The following is a 771-nucleotide window of genomic DNA, read 5'->3' as shown; positions in this document are numbered from 1 at the left end:
ACAAACCTTTGCCAAATGGTTTACTGGTGATTAACCCCTGACGAGAAAACTCGGATATCGCCCAGTTTGGCAACGCCGCAACGCCCAACCCTGCCGAAACCATTTGCACCAGCATTAAGGTATTGTCCGCTTGCTTCCATCTGGCAGGCTCGACGCCGGCCGGCTGCAAGAAGTGCTTAACAACGTCCAATCTTTGTTTTTGAACCGGATAAGAGAGCATAGTTTGATCGGCAAGATCTTGTGGTTCGATAATTTCTTTGTCAGCTAATGGATGATTAGTCGCAGTAATTAGGCGCATTTCGAAGTCAAACAACGGTTCATAATGTACCTCAGAACGGGGTTGAATATCCGACGTGATAACGAGATCTAACTCGCCAGCCAACAATGCGGGTAGGGGCTCAAACCCGAAGCCGGACGAAAAATCCAACGTGACGCTTGGCCACGCCAATTGATATTCCCTTAGAGCAGGCATGAGCCATTGGAAGCATGAGTGACATTCGATCGCCATGTGTAATCGACCGTTGACGTCCTCTTTCAAACTCGCCAGTTCGTTTTCTGCTCTTGCCAGCTTTGGCAAAATATCTTCAGCGAGGCGCAAGAGAATTTCACCCTCAGAGGTAAATTTTACTGGGCGAGTTTTGCGTAAAAATAACTGACCGCCAATACGAGATTCGAGATCTTTGATTTGGTGAGAAAGAGCGGATTGCGTTAAGTGCAAGGCAGTAGCCGTAGCTGTTAACGAGCCGGTGTCTCGAAGCGAAGTTAATGTTC

Annotated in this window: 1 protein-coding gene; it reads right to left on the bottom strand. The window is 48.0% G+C overall.

The features are described 5' to 3' along the window. The coding region (locus R7R78_RS25745; RefSeq protein ID WP_225474571.1) for a LysR substrate-binding domain-containing protein at window positions 1-771 on the bottom strand (771 nt) is incomplete at both ends.

It is taken from the genome of Vibrio sp. 2134-1, from assembly GCF_033339495.1.
Note: the sequence above shows the minus strand (reverse complement) of the source record. Positions and strands in the feature narration are given on the sequence as shown.